General features: G+C 67.5%; 12 protein-coding genes. 7 read left to right on the forward strand and 5 right to left on the reverse strand.

Annotated features, from left to right (window positions below):
• Positions 1–24: 24 nt before the first annotated feature.
• Together VI08_RS17525 and VI08_RS17530 are read left to right on the forward strand one after the other, a co-directional pair.
• Positions 25–834, forward strand: a complete 810-nt coding sequence (locus VI08_RS17525; protein ID WP_157006892.1) for a hypothetical protein — start codon at positions 25–27, stop codon at positions 832–834.
• A 101-nt stretch (positions 835–935) separates the two neighbouring features.
• Entirely contained in the window at positions 936–2,021 is a 1,086-nt protein-coding gene (locus VI08_RS17530) for a hypothetical protein (protein WP_157006895.1), read from the forward strand.
• Here VI08_RS17530 and VI08_RS17535 read toward each other — a convergent pair.
• A complete protein-coding gene (locus tag VI08_RS17535; RefSeq protein WP_045830920.1) occupies positions 2,018–2,419 on the reverse strand; it encodes an ExbD/TolR family protein in 402 nt (133 codons plus the stop codon). The genes VI08_RS17530 and VI08_RS17535 overlap by 4 nt on opposite strands.
• 144 nt (positions 2,420–2,563) lie before the next feature.
• Between VI08_RS17535 and VI08_RS17540 the strand changes: the two genes are divergently transcribed.
• Together VI08_RS17540 and VI08_RS17545 are read left to right on the forward strand one after the other, a co-directional pair.
• Positions 2,564–3,520, forward strand: coding sequence for an RDD family protein (locus VI08_RS17540; RefSeq protein WP_045830921.1), 957 nt, complete (start codon positions 2,564–2,566; stop codon positions 3,518–3,520).
• Positions 3,521–3,576: 56 nt separating this feature from the next.
• Positions 3,577–4,398: a DUF3014 domain-containing protein gene (locus VI08_RS17545; protein ID WP_045830922.1), complete on the forward strand. Its 822-nt coding sequence runs from the start codon at positions 3,577–3,579 to the stop codon at positions 4,396–4,398.
• Positions 4,399–4,485: 87 nt separating this feature from the next.
• Here the strand turns inward: VI08_RS17545 and VI08_RS17550 are convergent, their stop codons facing one another.
• The gene (locus VI08_RS17550; RefSeq protein WP_045830923.1) at positions 4,486–5,403 is read right to left on the reverse strand and encodes a peptidylprolyl isomerase; all 918 of its coding nucleotides are present in this window, start codon (positions 5,401–5,403) and stop codon (positions 4,486–4,488) included.
• A 43-nt stretch (positions 5,404–5,446) separates the two neighbouring features.
• A complete protein-coding gene (locus VI08_RS17555; protein WP_045830924.1) occupies positions 5,447–6,865 on the reverse strand; it encodes an aldehyde dehydrogenase family protein in 1,419 nt (472 codons plus the stop codon).
• A 101-nt stretch (positions 6,866–6,966) separates the two neighbouring features.
• Here VI08_RS17555 and VI08_RS17560 point away from each other — a divergent pair, with 101 nt between their 5' ends.
• From VI08_RS17560 to VI08_RS17570, 3 genes are all read left to right on the forward strand, one after another.
• Complete coding sequence (locus VI08_RS17560) at positions 6,967–7,854, forward strand: LysR family transcriptional regulator (RefSeq protein WP_045830925.1); 888 nt, start codon at positions 6,967–6,969, stop codon at positions 7,852–7,854.
• Between the two features lie 80 nt (positions 7,855–7,934).
• Positions 7,935–10,166: a DUF5916 domain-containing protein gene (locus tag VI08_RS17565; protein WP_045830926.1), complete on the forward strand. Its 2,232-nt coding sequence runs from the start codon at positions 7,935–7,937 to the stop codon at positions 10,164–10,166.
• Positions 10,167–10,234: 68 nt separating this feature from the next.
• The gene (locus tag VI08_RS17570) at positions 10,235–12,052 is read left to right on the forward strand and encodes a glycoside hydrolase family 15 protein (protein ID WP_045830927.1); all 1,818 of its coding nucleotides are present in this window, start codon (positions 10,235–10,237) and stop codon (positions 12,050–12,052) included.
• A gap of 81 nt (positions 12,053–12,133) precedes the next feature.
• On the opposite strand, the gene VI08_RS17575 is transcribed toward VI08_RS17570, so the two are convergent.
• The gene (locus VI08_RS17575) at positions 12,134–13,324 is read right to left on the reverse strand and encodes a DUF1501 domain-containing protein (protein ID WP_045830928.1); all 1,191 of its coding nucleotides are present in this window, start codon (positions 13,322–13,324) and stop codon (positions 12,134–12,136) included.
• Between the two features lie 8 nt (positions 13,325–13,332).
• Positions 13,333–14,841 carry a DUF1800 domain-containing protein gene (locus VI08_RS17580; RefSeq protein WP_045830929.1) on the reverse strand — a complete coding sequence of 503 codons (1,509 nt, stop codon included), beginning with the start codon at positions 14,839–14,841 and terminating at the stop codon, positions 13,333–13,335.
• Positions 14,842–14,928 lie beyond the last annotated feature (87 nt).

The following is a 14,928-nucleotide window of genomic DNA, read 5'->3' on the forward strand; positions in this document are numbered from 1 at the left end:
GACATGCGACCTGTAGGAGCGCGCTTGCGCGCGATGCTCTTGAAGCTATCGCGCGCAAGCGCGCTCCCACAGTTGGCCCCGGTGGCCCTCGCGGTGCTGTTGCTCTTCGCATCAGGCGCCCACGCCACCGAGCCCCCCCGCCGCGTCCTCTTCGTCGGCAACAGCCTCACCTACGTCAACAACCTGCCCGCGGCCACGGCATCGCTCGCGCCGCCCGGCGTGGAAGTGGACGCCTTCGCGTTGCCCGGCGCATCGCTCAACGACGACGAGCACAACGCCCGCCTCGCCGGGCTGCTGGCGCACGGCCACTACACCGACGTGGTGTTCCAGGAACGCGGTGGCGACGCGATCTGCCACGGCGACGGCTGCCTCACGGCGCCGTACCACCTCGAGGTCGTGCGTGGCAGCAAGGTGCTCGCAAAAATGGCGCGCGATGCGGGCGCCAGGCTGTACTACCTCGGCACCTGGCAGCTCAACCCCGTCATGGAGCCGGAACTCGTCAAGGGCGAGCGGGATATCGCGGCCGCCATGGGCGCCCGTTACATCGAGCTGGGCGAAACCTGGCTGCGCCTGCGCGCCGCGGACCCTGACGCCGCGTGGCTGCACAGCGATGGCCAGCACCCAGGCCACGCCACCACGGCCCTGATGGCCGTGCGGGTGTGGCACGCCCTCTCGGGCGAGCGGGCGACGCAGCCTCCCTGTGTCGGCGGCACGCTCTACTACCACGCGCCCAGCGAGGACGGCTTCTTCCACGTTGACCGTGCGGCCAGGCCTGTCACGTGCCTGGTATCGCCAGCAAAAGCGGCGAGCTTCGCCATGTCGGTCGCCGACTGACGCTGGTAGGCTAGCCACCAGCCAGCGAGGGGGAGCAGATGGCAGGGGAGGGATCGTCGGTGCGGGCTGCCCCGGTGGCTCCCGGGGTAACGGCGCCATGGGTGCCGGCCAAAGGGTGGCTTAGCCTTGGCAAGGGCGTGATGTGGGCCTACATGTTCGCGCTTGGCATGCTGATGGGCGTTGTCGCCGCGATCGCCCATGCGCCGCTGGCGGCGTTGGCCGTAGGCATTTCCACGCTTTTCATATCGGTCGCCATCCACGAAGCAGGCCATTACATGGCTGCCCGGCGCGGTGGCATGACCGTGCTGTTCATGAGGCTCTTTGTCTTCGAGCTGGCGCCGCGCAGGCGCGGCTGGGCATGCCGCGTGAAGCGCTACGCGCACCGCGTGCCGGTGGGGCTAGTCATGGCCTTGCCCAACCTTGCCACGCCGTGGCGCCCGGTATTCATCGCATTCGCGCTGGGCGGGGTGGTGGCGAACACGTTCCAGCTGGCCTGCCTTGCCATCGCCCTGGCACTGACGCACGACGCATACGCACGGATGTTGCTGGGCGTGGCCTGCTGCGTCACGGCGATGCTGCTGGCCAACGTGATTCCGTTCAAGGCCGGCATGGAGTCCGATGGCCTTCTCGCGCTGCGCTGGTGGCGGCACCCGCCGGACCCGCGTGCGTACCCAGGCATGCGTGCGCTCGCGCGCATGGTCTCGGGCACGGCCATCGCGGACATGCCGCCAGCGGACGCGCAAGCACTGAAAGGCATGTCGGCCATGCATGCGGTGTGGTATGCGGTGAAAGCGGACCAGCAACGCGGGGAGTGGGCGGCCGCGGCGGCCCAACTCGACGCGTGGAAAGCCGCGATCCCCGCTGCGAAGCCCTTGCGCTCGGCGTTGTCGGACCTGACCGAGCAGGTGCGTGGTGAGATCGCCTTCGCCGCCGCTATCTCGCAACGCGACGCAGCGCTGCTGCCCGACAAGCGCGCCTTGCGGGCCGCAGGCTGGGGCAATCCGGGCCTTGCACCGCGTTGCCGGGCCGTCGTCGCGTGGCTCGATGGCGACATCAACGCCGTCATTGTCGCGACGATCGAGGCCATGGCATTGGCTGATGACTGCACGGACCGCTCGCTGAAAGAAAGCGAGCGCCTCATCGGCGAGGCGCTCGCAGCGACACCGCTTGAACCCGCCGCGCCTTAATCCGACGCGAAGTCGATCCGGCTAAGCCCGTGCGCCTTCACGAGGGCGAGCACGCGGGCGACATCGTCGTACGCGGCCTCGTCGCGGGCATGCAGCTCCACGTTGGGTACACGGTCCTCGCCATGGCTGGCGGCGATATCCAGCTGCGTGGCGAGGGTGGCGTCGGAGACCAGCGCGCCGTTGAGGAACACCATGCCACCCGGGTCCACCGTAAGCCGCAACGGGTCGGGGTGGTCGGTGGCGGCACGGCCCGGCCCGGGGAGGTCCACCCGGTTCTTGTGCGTGAGCACCGGCGCGGAAATCATGAAGATGATGAGCAGCACCAGCAGCACGTCGACAAGCGGGGTGACGTTGATGCCGGCGATCGGGGACGACTCGACCTTCGCAGAGAAAGCCATACTTCCTCCTTACGGTTTTCGATGTGGATGAGCCCTGGTGCCGGGCCATGGGGGGACGCCCGGCGGCCCAACTATGCCGTGACGAGGGGGACTTCCCGCAAGGCGGCCAGCGGGTGCATGATCGGCGGATTCAGGGAGGGCGGCATGGATACCGATTCGCAGGACGCGGCCACGCCCGCGGCCACCCCGGCTGCACTGGCCGGCATCTGGCGCCGCTGGGCTGCCTTCCTCATTGACTGGGTCATCCTTTCGCTCGGTGGTTTCATCGCCGGCCTCGTGCTGTTCGATGTGTTCGTCGCCATGGGCGTATGGACGCGTGTCATGGGTTTCGCCATCGCCACCACCTACTTCGGCATCTTCGACAGTGGCTGGGGCGGTGCGAGCTCGCCCGGCAAGAAGGTGCTTGGCATCCGCGTGGTTGACAACGGCGGGCGTGTCATCGGCATGCCGCGTGCCTTCCTGCGTGCCGCGCTGATCTGCGCACCGCTCATCCTCAACAGCTTCTACGCGGTGCGCCAGGGGGATTACGCCCACCTTGCCGTCAACGGCCTGTTCGGCGGGTGGATGGTGGGCTCCTTGTACATGCTTGCGTTCAATCGCGGCACGCGCCAGGGGTTGCACGACCTCGCCACGCGCACCTTCGTCATCCGGGGACGGGCCACGCGCCTGGGGTTGTCGGGTTACCGCTTCTGGCGGCCGCACCTCATGATCGTGCTGGGCATCTTCGCCCTCCTGCTGCCCGTCGCGCTCGCGGGGCTCCCCATCTTCCTGCACTTCGCACCGGGCTCGATGATGCGCGCGGAAAAGGTGCCGGTGGGCCCGGTGGAGGTGGTGAACGCGAAGCTGTCGTGGAAGCTGCGCAAGGGCGGGGCGGGAGGCAAGCCGGAATGCCGGGCGGCCCTGGTTTACCTCACGGGCCCCGGCATCGACGACGCGTCCTTGGCGCGCAAGGTGGCGATGGCGCTGGTGGCGCGGTCGCCCTGCCAGGTCGTCACGAACTTGAGCGTGCGGATGCAATACGGCTACGACATGGGGTTTTCCAGCGGCACGGCTTACCGCGATTACCTCATCGATGAAGCGGACATGACCGCCGCGCCTTGAACCAACGGGTGGATTCGTAGTCCCATGGGGGCTGGTTCCACTTAGGGTGTGTCGCGTTGAGTAGTCAGTCGTCGGGTTCGAAGTGGTTGGCGGGCGTCCTTGTCATCGCCATCGTTGCGCTGGGTGCGGTGTTCTTCTACCGCGAGAAACAGGCTCGCGACACCACGCAGCCGCAACCTCCCGCGGCCACGTCCGCGGCCCTTGCCCACGCGGGCACCGTGCACGAGGCCGCGCTGCCCACGCACCCCATCGGCCCCGCCGGGGCGTCGACAGCGGGCCTGCCAGCGCTCGGCGCCAGCGACGACGCCATCATGGCCGGGCTTCTCGCCCTCACCAGCGATGGCGCGCTGAAGACGCTGCTGCGCCCGGAAGCCATCGTGTCGCGCATGGTCGCCACCATCGATGCGCTGCCGAAGCAGGTCATCGGCATGAACATCCTGCCCATGCGCACGCCAACGGGCCGCTTCCAGGTCGAATCCGACGATGGCATGTTCGTCGAATCGAAGAAGAACCTGGAACGCTACGACACCTACATGTACGTGGCCGACCACGTGGAACCGAAGGCCGCAGCCGCCTGGTACAAGCGCAATTACCCGCTGTTCCAGCAGGCTTACCGCGACCTGGGCACCGGCGGCTATTTCAACGACCGCCTCATCGAGGTCATCGACCACCTGCTGGCCGCGCCCGAACCGAAGGGCCCGCTGCAGCTGTTGCCCGAGAAGGTGGGCTACGTCTACGCCAACCCGCAGTTCGAGCAGCTGTCGGTGGGGCAGAAGTTCATGATCCGCGTGGGCGCGGCGAACGAGGCGAAGTTGAAAGCGAAGCTGCGTGCGTTGCGCGAGGCCATCGTGGCGGATGCGCCGCAGGCGGCGCACTGAGTCTGTTTTTTGTAGGAGCCCACTCCGTGGGCGACGCTCTTCGCGAGAGGCGTCGCCCACGGAGTGGGCTCCTACGATGGCATCGCGTTACTTTGCCGACGGGTCGCGCGTTGGCACGTTGATGTTGCACAGATCGATCTTGCCCGCCGGGCGGGTGTAGAAGTCGTCGCGGCGGTTGCGCTTTGCGTCGACCACCGCGGCGAACACCTTGCTGTCGGTGCGTAGCACCTGGATCGGCGTGCGCTCGGCTTCGGGCACGTCGGTGGCGAGGCGCACGCTCTTGATCGTCACGCGCTGCTCGGGCTTGTCGTAGAAGCCCATGGGCTCGCCGCCGCGCGGGTAGGCGGAGAGGAGCTCCATGCCCTTGATGACCTTGCCGGCCACGGCCAGGTTGCGGTCGAGGTTGCGCGGGGCCTGGCCGATGATCGCGTACAGCGAGCTGCCGTTGCCGGTTTCCGCGCCGGTGTCACGGGCCACGCCCACCGTGCCGTAACAGTGCGTGATCCAGGCTTCGCCGGCTTTCGCATCGCGCGCGACAGGGAAGCCATCGGAGAAGCCCACTTCCGGCGCGTACACGTCGCCATCGGCCAGTTTCGTGAAGGGGTAAGCCTTGCCGCCCTTGCGGGTGAATTCCGGTGGCAGGGTTTCTTTCGCGGTGCCGAGGCTCTTTGCCTTGGCCTTGTCGTCGCCATCGGGGTCGCCCCACTGGGTGACGAAGTTGTCCTGCACGCGGATGACCTGCGTGCCGTCGAAGTAGTGCTCGCGGATCAGCGTGCGGATGTTGGCCGCGTGCAGCGGGGTCCAGTCCTGGGCCAGCTCGATGACGACGCGGCCCTGCGGCAGGTCCATGTACACGAGGTTCTGCGGATCGGGCGTGCGCCAGTCGGCGGGCGTCGACTTCGCGAGCAGTTCCTTGGCGGTGGGCGATTTCTTCGCCTCGTCGGCGAGGGCGGGCAGCGCCACCGCGGCGGCAAGGGCGAGCGCGAGGCAGGTACGTGCGAGCATGGTATCCCCGGGTTTGGTTTGGCCCGGGGAACGTTAGCAGACTCTACAGCCCGATGATGGCCTTCGGCTCGAGGTAGGCATCGAGGCCGAAGACGCCGTTCTCGCGACCCAGCCCCGACTGCTTGAAGCCGCCGAACGGCGCCTTCGGCTCGTGGGTGAGCGTGTTGACCATGACGCGGCCCGAGTCGATCCGTGCGGCGACGCGCGCACCGCGCCCAAGGTCCGTGGTGGCGATGTAGGCCGATAGGCCGTACGGCGTGTCGTTCGCGATGGCGATGGCTTCCTCTTCCGTGTCGTAGGGCAGGATCGCCAGTACGGGCCCGAAGATCTCGTCGCGGGCGATCGCCATGTCGTTGCGCACGTCGGTGAACACGGTAGGACGCACCAGCCAGCCGCGGTCGTACCCGTCCGGGCGGCCCTCGCCGCCCGCCAGCACGCGGGCGCCCTCGGCGATACCCGTGCGGATATAGCCCTGCACGCGATGCCACTGCTTCGCGCTGACCATGGGCCCAATGGTGGTCTCCTCGCGTGCCGGGTCGCCCGATACCTCGGCCGCGACGGCATCGCCCACCCGCGCCTCGAACTCGGCCAGGCGCGAGCGCGGCACGAGGATGCGCGTACCCGCGATGCAGGCCTGCCCGCTGTTCATGAAGCCGGCCTGGATCGCCATCGGTACAGCGGTGGTGAAATCCGCATCGTCGAGGATGAGCGTGGGCGACTTGCCGCCGAGCTCCAGCGTCACGCGCTTCACGTCATCGGCGGCGGCGCGCAGGATGCCCTTGCCGACAGCGGTGGAACCGGTGAAGGAAATCTTCCGCACGTCGGGCGATTCGACGATGGCGTTGCCCACCGTGTCGCCGCGGCCTGTGACGATGTTGAACACGCCCGCGGGCGCACCGGCTTCGTGCAGCGCCGCCATCACCACGCTCGTCTGCAGCGCGCTCATCTCGCTGGGCTTGATCACCGCGGTGCAGCCCGCGGCGAGCGCGGCGGCGAGCTTGCCGGTGATGAAGCTGGCATTGCTGTTCCACGGGGTGATGAGGCCGACGACGCCCACCGGCTGCATCACCACCTTCGCGATGCCGAGCTGGCGCTCGAAGGCGTAGTGCTCCATCGCGTGGATGGCATCGAGGAACACCTGCGCGGCGTACCGCACCATCCAGCGGGCACGCGACACCGGTGCGCCGTATTCCTCGGTCACGGCGGCAAACAGTTCGTCCTCGCGGGCGGCCACGGCATCGTGCATGCGCCGGAGCAGGGCGGCACGCTCGGCCAGGGTGGTCCGGGACCAGGCGGGCAGGGCGCGTTTGGCGGCGGCGATGGCCCGGCGGGCGTCGTCGGCGTCGGCAAGGCGGACCGTGCCGATCACCAACTCGGTGGCCGGGTTGAACAGCTCGAAGCGCTCCTCGCCGTGCGGGGTGGCAAAGGCGCCGTCGATATAGATCTGGGTGAGGTCGTGCATGGCAGGGCTCCCGTGGGTTGGCGACACAACCAAGGGTGAGGCCTGGCCATTGATTTGATAAGGTGGACTAAGCCGAATAGGTTATTAAGCGGGGGCGGATAATGCGCAGCGGGCTGACGGAACTCGAAGCGGTGCTCGCGGTGGCCCGGCACGGGAGCTTCCGTGCCGCCGCGGCGGAGCTGGAAATGTCCACGTCGGCGCTCAGCCAGGCCGTGGCCGCCCTCGAGGCGCGGCTTGGCGCGCGCCTCTTCCACCGCACCACGCGCAGCGTGCGGCTCACCGATGCCGGCACGCGTTTCGTGGCGGATATCGGGCCCGCCGTTTCGGGCATCCGCGACGCGATGGCCCGCGTGGGGGAGGCTAGCGATGAGCTGGTCGGCACCTTGCGGCTCAACACCTCGGTCGGCGCGGCCCGGCGGCTCATGCAGCCCCTGCTGATCCCCTACATGCGGCGCTACCCGCGCGTGCAGGTGGAGCTGGTGACCGAGGCGCGGCTCATCGACATCGTCCGCGAGGGCTACGACGCCGGCTTCCGCACCACCGACGTGGTGCCGGGCGACATGGTGGCCGTGCCGCTGGGCGCGCCCATCCGCCACCTCGTGGTCGGCGCGCCATCGTACTTCGCGGCACACGGCCGCCCGGCATCGCCCGGCGATCTCGGTAAGCATGTCTCGGTCCGCGCCCGCATGGCCTCGGGCAGCATCTACCACTGGGAATTCGAGCGCCACGGCGAGGAGACCATGGTGGACGTGCCGGGCACCGTGACGCTGGACGAGCCCCACCTGCTGCGCGAGGCGGCGCTGGCGGGGCTCGGCCTGGTCTACCTCAGCGAATATGACGTGGAAGCGGACATCGCCGCCGGGCGGCTGGAGAGCGTGCTGGACGAGTGGACGCCGCCGTTCGCGCGCCTGGCCCTTTATTACCCGGGCCGGCGCCATGTGCCGGGGCCGCTGCGGGCGCTGGTCGAGCTCATCAGGGAAACCGGCTAGGCGCCCGTGCCACCGGTCATGGCGAACCTTTTTGCGCCGGGAGGCATCCTTCCCCGCAGGAACTCACGACCGGATCCCGCATGCGCCGCCGCGCCACCCTTCTGTTCGCCCTGCTGGCCCTTGGCACCACCGCCGCCCACGCGGAGGTGGTGGTCGATGGCCATATCGACCCAGCCGAATGGCAGGGCGCGCGGCACATCACCGATTTCCGCCAGACGCAGCCGCGCACCGGCAAGCCGGGCTCCCAGCCGACCGAGGCGTGGGTGCTTTCGACCCCGAAAGGCCTGGCCGTGGCCATCCGCGTCACGCAATCGGCCGATATACCGCGTTCGCGCCAGGCCGCGCGCCGTGACGAGGACGCACTGGTCGATCGCATCAACGTCATGGTGGATTTCGATGGCAACGGGCGGACGGGCTTTGATTTCGAGGTGAAGTCCACGGGCGGCATCGCGGACGAGGTGATCACCAACGAATCCGATTTCAGCTACGACTGGGACGGCATCTGGGACCACGCGGTAAGCGAGGACGCCGCGGGTTACAGCGTGGAGGTGCTCATCCCGTGGTACGTGGCGCAGATGCGCAAGCCAGCCGGCGATACGCGCACCATCGGCCTCTACATCGACCGCGTCATCGGCAGCACGGGCGAGCGCATGGCGTGGCCCGCGGTGAGCTTCGACCAGGGCCGCTTCCTGTCGGTGTTCAACAAGGTGGAGCTGCCGGCGTATTCGCAATCGCTGTTCGCCGTCACGCCGTATCTTGTCGGCCGCGTGGCGCAGGGCCATGCGGGGGCGTCGTTCCAGGAAGGCGCCGACATCCTGTGGAAGCCGAACGGGCAGACCCAGCTCACGGCCACCATCAACCCCGATTTCGGCCAGGTGGAAAGCGACGACCTGGTGGTGAACTTCTCGCCCGAAGAAACGTTCTTCACCGACAAGCGCCCGTTCTTCACCGAGAACCAGGGCATCTTCGATTTCAGCCTGCTCGACGATGATTCGCAGCTGATTTACACACGGCGCGTGGGCGGCGAAGCCGACGACGGCCACGGGCCGGCGGATATCTCCGCGGCCGTGAAGGTCAACGGCAGCGTGGGGCAGACAAGCTACGGCATCCTGACCGCGCAGGAGAAAGGCGATGCCGGGCGTACGTTCGGCGCGCTGCGCCTGTTGCGCAGCCTCGATACGCAAAGCTTTGGCATGCTGGCCACGCGCGTGAACCACCCCTACGAAGACCGTGACGCGAACGTGCTGGGTTTCGACCACCGCTGGCAGCCGAACGACGCGTTCAACATCACCAGCAACGTGGTGGGCAGCAAGATCGACCAGCCGCAGGCGAACAGCGCGGGCCTGGGCGGAACCTCCATCGCGTACTGGCAAATGAACGATACGTGGGCGCAACAGTGGCTGGGCATGTACTTCGGCCGCCGCCTCGACATCAACGACTTCGGCTACCTGCCGCGCAACAACATGGCGTACCTGCACTGGGAGGTGCGCCAGCGCGTCACCAGCATGCCGGCGGATTCGGCGTACAGCTCGCTGCTGTGGCGCTATCGCGTCTCCGCGCTCGACAGCACGCAGGGCCTCACCGTGCACCGGCGCTTCCGCGTGCAGCTCAATGCCAACCGCAAGGACGGCGGCATGGAACTGTGGCGGCTGGATGGGTTCACGGCCTCGTACGACGACCTGCTCACCCGCGGCGGCAACCCGCTGCACAACCCACCCACGGCGAAGCTGCAGTACGAGCGCGAGCGCCCCCGCATCGGGCGCTGGGCCTGGACGGCCGAAGGCTTCATCGGTGGCAACGAGCTCACGGGCTTCCACCGCCTCGGCTACTACTTCAAGTTCGTGCCGACCTACTTCATCACCGATGCCTTCAGCGTCTTCGCCGGCGCGAGCTACGAGTGGGACCCGAACTGGCTGATCTGGCAGCACGACAACCTGGTGGGCTCGTTCGACGGCCGCACCGTCGGCATCGACAGCGGCGTGAACTGGAACTTAGGCAACCGGCAGGAGCTGCGCATCAAGCTGCAGACGCTGGCTGTGGGGGCGAAGCTGCGCGGCGCGTACGAGATCGGGCCCACGGGCCACGCCATGTCCAGCGACGAACCGATCGACGGCCTCGGGGTCGCGAACCTGGGCTTCCAGGTGCGCTACCGCTATGAGATCGCACCGCTGTCGAATCTCTACATCGTGTACAACCGCGGCGGCTACCAGCAGGACGCGAACGACGAGGTCGATTCGCAGTTCCGCCACGGGTTCTCGCTGAAGGATGTGAACGAGGGGCTGGTGAAGGTGGCCTACCGGCTGGAGTTCTAGGCCCCGTCTGCCAAATATTCACATGGACCATGGCATTCCTCCCCCGTCTCTGGTGAAGGAGCAAGGCCGTGCCACACCACGCCAACCCCGTCCCTGGCCGCCACATCAGCGAACACGGCATTGTCGGCGACATGGATACCGCCGCCCTGGTCGCCACCGACGGCACCGTGGATTTCATGTGCTGGCCGCACATGGATAGCCCGACGATCTTCGCGGCGCTGCTCGATCCGGAGAACGGGGGCGAGTTCAGCGTCGTGCCATCGCTGCAAGACGCGAACCGCATGCAGCTCTATGTTCCCGAGACCAACGTGCTGATCACGCGCTGGATGGCGGAGGAGGGCAGCATGGAGCTGGTCGACTTCATGCCCCACCCGGATGCGAACCTGCGCGTGCCGCGGGCGCTGGTGCGTTGCGTTCGCGTGCTTCGCGGCAAGGTGGACGTGCACGTGCGTTGCCGGCCCAGGCTGGATTACGCGCGCGAAGTGCCTGACGTGGAGGCTTACGGCGACACCGCCGTGTTCCATGCGGGGAAGCACTCGCTGCGCCTGGCGGCCACGGTGCCGCTGCAGATCGGCGACGGCGAGGCGGGCGCCCGGTTCCCGCTCGCGCCGGGCAAGGATGTGTGGTTCGTCCTGGGCGACGAGGAGCATGACCCCCTCACCACCGGCGAATGCGAGGCGGCGTTCAAGGAAACCCTGGATGCCTGGCGCCGCTGGATGCACCAGTCGCATTACAAGGGCCGCTGGCGCGAGCGCGTTGAGCGCTCGGCGCTGGTGCTGAAGCTGCTCACCTCGCACAAGTTCGGCTCGATCGCGGCGGCCGCCACGTTCGGCCTGCCCGAAGCCACGGGCGCCGAGCGCAACTGGGACTACCGCGCCACGTGGATACGCGATGCGTCGTTCACCGTGTACGCCTTCATGCGGCTCGGCTATGTCGACGAAGCGGAGCACTTCCGCGAGTGGATCGAGGCCCGCGTGGCAGCGCTGGACAAGCACTCATCGCTGCGCATCATGTACGCGATCAACGGCGACGAAGCGGCGGAAGAGAAGACGCTGGACCACTTCGCCGGCTACGCGAACTCCGTGCCCGTGCGCATCGGCAACGCCGCGCGCACGCAGACCCAGCTGGATATCTTCGGCGAGCTGATGGATAGCCTGTACCTGGCCAACAAGTACGGCACGGCCATGAGCCACAGCGGCTGGATGCACGTGCGGCACATGGTCGACCACGTATCGCGCCACTGGCGCGACCCCGACGAGGGCATCTGGGAGATCCGCGACAAGCCGCGGCATTTCCTGCATTCGCGGCTTATGTGCTGGGTGGCGCTGGATCGCGCGTTCCGCCTTGCCGGCAAGCGCTCGCTACCGGGCCCGATGGTGGAATGGGCGGCTGAGCGCGACCGTATCGCCGAGGATATCTGGGCGAACTTCCGCCACCCGGAGAAAGGCTACTTCGTGCAATCGAGGGGCGGTACCGAGCTCGACGCATCGCTGCTGATGATGCCGCTGGTGCGTTTCGTCTCCGCCACCGACCCGGTATGGCTGGCCACGCTGGATGCCATCCGCGACGAGCTGACCGACGACGGCATGGTGTTCCGCTACCGCAACGCCGACGGCCTGGAAGGCGGCGAGGGGGCCTTCACCACGTGCACGTTCTGGTACGTCGAGTGCCTCGCCCGCGCGGGGCGCCTGCACGAAGCACGCGAGATCATGGCGCGGGGCCTGTTGTACTCGAACCACCTGGGCCTCTTCGCCGAAGAACTGGGCCCGCGCGGCGACCAGCTGGGCAACTTCCCGCAGGCGCTGACGCACCTGGCGTTCATCAGCGCGGCCTATTACCTCGACCGGCAGCTTTCGAACACTACAGGCCAGGTGTGGCAGCCTTGAAGGCTGTCGTAGGAGCCCACACCCGTGGGCGACAGCTTTTGCGCGGTGGTTGCGAGGAGCGGTCGCCCACGGGGTGGGCTCCTACACCAGCTGCAAATCCTTCGGCTTCGCGCTCGGGAACACATTGCCCACGTCCGTATCCGACAGCCCATACATACGCTTCATCAGCCCGCCCAGCACGTCGCGGTAATTGTTGAGCACCGGGTAATCGCGGTTCTGCAGCAGGCTGCCCGCGTTGATCGCGACCTGGTTGCCGGCCACGCGGCCGCCGTTGATCTTGCCGCCCAGCACCCAGTAGGTGGTGCCGTGGCCGTGGTCCGTGCCCTTGTTGCCGTTCTCGCGGAACGTGCGGCCGAACTCGGAGACCACCACCACCACCGTGTTGTTCCACTCGGCTTCGCCCAGGCCATCGGCGAAGGCGGCGAGGCCTTGCGACAGGTTGTCGAGGTTGTTGGCGAGCAGGCCGTCGGCGCCGCCCTGGTTCACGTGCGTATCCCAGCCGCCCACGTCGACGAAGCCGAGGCGGAAGCGGTCCTTCATCAGCGTGGCCATGCGCTGCCCCTGCTGCGCGAAGCCCCGCGCGTTCACGGCACCGCGGCTGGCGGCCACCATCTCCGTTTGCAGGTCCTGCGCCACCTGCTGGCGCAATTGCAGGCCATCGGTGGCGGCCGCCTGCAGCGGCGTGCCCTCGTACATGCCGGCCAGGATCTTCGACTGGCGATCGTCGAAGACCGCCTTGCCACTGCCCTTGAGCGAGATGTTGGGCACGTCGCCCGTGCCGCGGAACGAGAGCGGCAGCGCGTCGGTAAAGGCGATGGGCGGCACGCCACGAAGCACGCCGCTGAGCCGGCCCATGAAGCCGGAGGCATACTGGCGTGCATCGCCGGCCTCACCCGATTCGATGTTGTCCTGCGTTTCGAAGTGGCTGCGCGACAGGTCGTCGGTACCGGCGAACGGGATGAAGGCCAACTGCTTCTTGTCCCACAGCGGCCCCATGCTTTGCGCCACGGCCGGCGCGAGGCCCCAGTTCGCATCGAGCGCGCGCACGGATTTCGGGTCGCCCGGGGTGGGCTTCGCCAGCGCGATGTGCGGCCGCGATTCATAGTAAAAATCGCTGCCATACGGCACGAGCAGGTTGTTGGCATCGTAACCGCCGCGCAGGAACACCAGCAGGAAGCGCGGCGAGGTGGCGGGTGCGGCGAACACCTTGCCGCCCAGGGTGAGTGCGGGGACGGTGGCGGCGAGGGCGAACAGGAACTGGCGGCGGTCCATGGGGAACCTCAGCGGTAATTGAACTCGGGCGACGCAAGCAGGAACGTGTTCCATTCCTGCTGCGAGGTGGCCTGGGAAAGGGCGTTGCGCGTTTTCGGGCCGAGCGAGGGCTCGATGGTGGCGTAATACGTGGGCGTGGTGAGTTGCGGGAAGCCACCGACGCTGCGCGTGCCCGCTTCATCCAGGTCGAACAGGTGGTTCGCGCCGCTGCCGATGGCGCGGGCGATTTCGAAGCGCTTGGCGACCTGGCCCGAGCTCGACCACTCCGAATCCGTCGTGGGCCAGCCATCGGGCGTGATGCGCCCGAACGGGGCCTGGCCCAGCTGGTTGATCCAGTTCACCAGGGGGCGCGGGTTTTCCACGGGCTTGCCGTCGTAGGCCAGCCGCATGGTCGATACCAGGAACTGCGTCGGGTCCTTGTAACGCTTGCCGAGCGAGGCGGTGAATTCCTTCGAGGTAAGCATCGTGTCCATCACCTCGGCGATATCGCCGTCGCTGCGGCGGAAGGTCTTGGCCATGGCGGCGATGAGCGACGGCGGCGGGTTATCGGAGACGAAGTATTTCGCCAGCTTCGTGGAGATGAACGTCGCGCATGCGGGCTGCGAGACGATGAGATCGACGGCTTTCTCCACTTCGTCGAAGCCGCCGCCCTTGATCGTCTTGCCGAGCAGCACCTGGTCGCCGAAATCGTGGCGGTTCGGGTTGAACTCGAACACGCCCTCCTGCACGTAGTAGGGCTGCAGGTCGCGGCGGAGCCTGCGCGGCTGGCCATCGAAATTGACGCCCACGCCAGTGAGGATGCGCGCCAGGCTTTGCACGTCGGCCTGGCTGTAGCCGCTGCCCACGCCCAGCGTGTGCAGTTCCATCAGCTCGCGCGCGTAGTTCTCGTTCACCTTGTCGCGGGCGTTCTGCGCATTGTCGAGGTACTCGAGCATGGCGGGGCTTTTCAGCGTCGCCATCACCAGGTCGCGGAACTTGCCCAGGGCATGCGGGCGGATGGTGTTCTGCGCGTAATCGGCCACCAGCCAGCGCACGCGGCCCTTGTTCTGGAACACGCTGAAGTGGTTCAGCCAGAACCACACCAGCTGCTCTCGTAGCTGGTTTTCGTCGTAGACGGCGCGGAGCAGCTCCGCGGCCTGCGCCTGCTGGGCATACTGGTTGCCCTGTTTCTGCAGCGCTTTCTTCGTCTCCTGCTTCGCGTCGCCATCGGGCATGTCCTTGATGGCCTTGTACTGGTCGCGCACCTGCGCCAACAGGACGTTGGTGGGGGTCTTCATGACATCGAAGGCGGCGATCTGCTGGGCGATGGGCTGGGGCAGGCCGTCGCCCTTCGGGTGCAGTTGCGCGTCGAGGAAGCGACGCTTGCCCAGGTCGCGATAGCGCGCCACGGTGGCGCTATCGACGCCGAACGTGACCCGATCGAGCCACGCGGCGTCTTCCGGCGTCAGCGGCTTCTCCGCGGCGGCGGCGGGCAGGCAGAGCAGGGTGGCCAGTGAAGCCACGAGGAACGCACGCATCCGGGTTCTCCGTTCGAGGCGGGTCAACCTACAAACGGCAGAGGCGGATTGAGGTTTACGCAGGGTGTTTGCGGGCGTTCACATTTT

Source organism: Luteibacter yeojuensis (assembly GCF_000964085.1).
In the GTDB taxonomy this organism is placed as follows: domain Bacteria; phylum Pseudomonadota; class Gammaproteobacteria; order Xanthomonadales; family Rhodanobacteraceae; genus Luteibacter; species Luteibacter yeojuensis_A.

Coding starts and splice junctions, on each gene's coding strand:
- VI08_RS17535 (WP_045830920.1), bottom strand. CDS start 2,419: ATGGCTTTCTCTGCGAAGGTCGAGTCGTCCCCGATCGCCGGCATCAAC.
- VI08_RS17540 (WP_045830921.1), top strand. CDS start 2,564: ATGGATACCGATTCGCAGGACGCGGCCACGCCCGCGGCCACCCCGGCT.
- VI08_RS17550 (WP_045830923.1), bottom strand. CDS start 5,403: ATGCTCGCACGTACCTGCCTCGCGCTCGCCCTTGCCGCCGCGGTGGCG.
- VI08_RS17555 (WP_045830924.1), bottom strand. CDS start 6,865: ATGCACGACCTCACCCAGATCTATATCGACGGCGCCTTTGCCACCCCG.
- VI08_RS17560 (WP_045830925.1), top strand. CDS start 6,967: ATGCGCAGCGGGCTGACGGAACTCGAAGCGGTGCTCGCGGTGGCCCGG.
- VI08_RS17565 (WP_045830926.1), top strand. CDS start 7,935: ATGCGCCGCCGCGCCACCCTTCTGTTCGCCCTGCTGGCCCTTGGCACC.
- VI08_RS17575 (WP_045830928.1), bottom strand. CDS start 13,324: ATGGACCGCCGCCAGTTCCTGTTCGCCCTCGCCGCCACCGTCCCCGCA.
- VI08_RS17580 (WP_045830929.1), bottom strand. CDS start 14,841: ATGCGTGCGTTCCTCGTGGCTTCACTGGCCACCCTGCTCTGCCTGCCC.